The organism is Psychrobacter sp. JCM 18900 (genome assembly GCF_904846625.1).
In the GTDB taxonomy this organism is placed as follows: domain Bacteria; phylum Pseudomonadota; class Gammaproteobacteria; order Pseudomonadales; family Moraxellaceae; genus Psychrobacter.
The window spans coordinates 1-605 of the sequence record NZ_CAJHBL010000016.1 but is presented as its reverse complement, the minus strand read 5'-3'; the positions used below and the strand labels follow the sequence as shown (position 1 = coordinate 605).

The window sequence follows — 605 nt, the reverse complement described above, 5'->3', positions numbered from 1 at the left end:
CACACAAGTTGTTCTTTAGTTATGCTTTTAAATAATGTCTGACACTGTCGTCCAGTGCTAGTATTTCAAACTAAATAAGTCAGCCAATGTGGCTTATCCTATTTAGCGAGCTGACCATCATATCATGTTTTAATAGTCTGTCAACTTCTTTTTTTTAATTTGTTTCAACAAGTTAACTGGGTTATTTATATGTAATCTACATATAAGCTATCTCCAGCTCGTCTTGATGAGGTGCGTATTATAGACGGTTTATTTATTTAGTCAAGAAGTATTTTCTATTTAATTGAAACAATTTACATCGTTCAAATCAGTAAACCACTTCCCTTTCGACTGGGTGGCATTATACGCTTGTTTGAGGCTGGGTCAAGGTTAATTGAGCTTTTTTTACAATTATTTTACTGAACGAGATTGGCGGCTATTGATCGAAGAATCCGTCACCAAACCGCACACAAAGAAAAGCCCCCTCCGCGTTAGCGAAGGGGGATATTTCAGAATAGAGAGCTGACGATGACCTACTCTCACATGGGCGAACCACACTACCATTGGCGCTACGATGTTTCACTTCTGAGTTCGGGAAGGGATCAGGTGGGGCCATCGCGCTATTG

At 39.7% G+C, this 605-nt stretch carries 1 rRNA gene; it reads right to left on the bottom strand.

Going from position 1 to position 605, the window contains the following annotated elements:
- Nucleotides 1–499: 499 nt before the first annotated feature.
- Nucleotides 500–605: ribosomal RNA gene (rrf, locus tag JMX96_RS13585) — 5S ribosomal RNA — on the bottom strand; the annotation flags it as partial.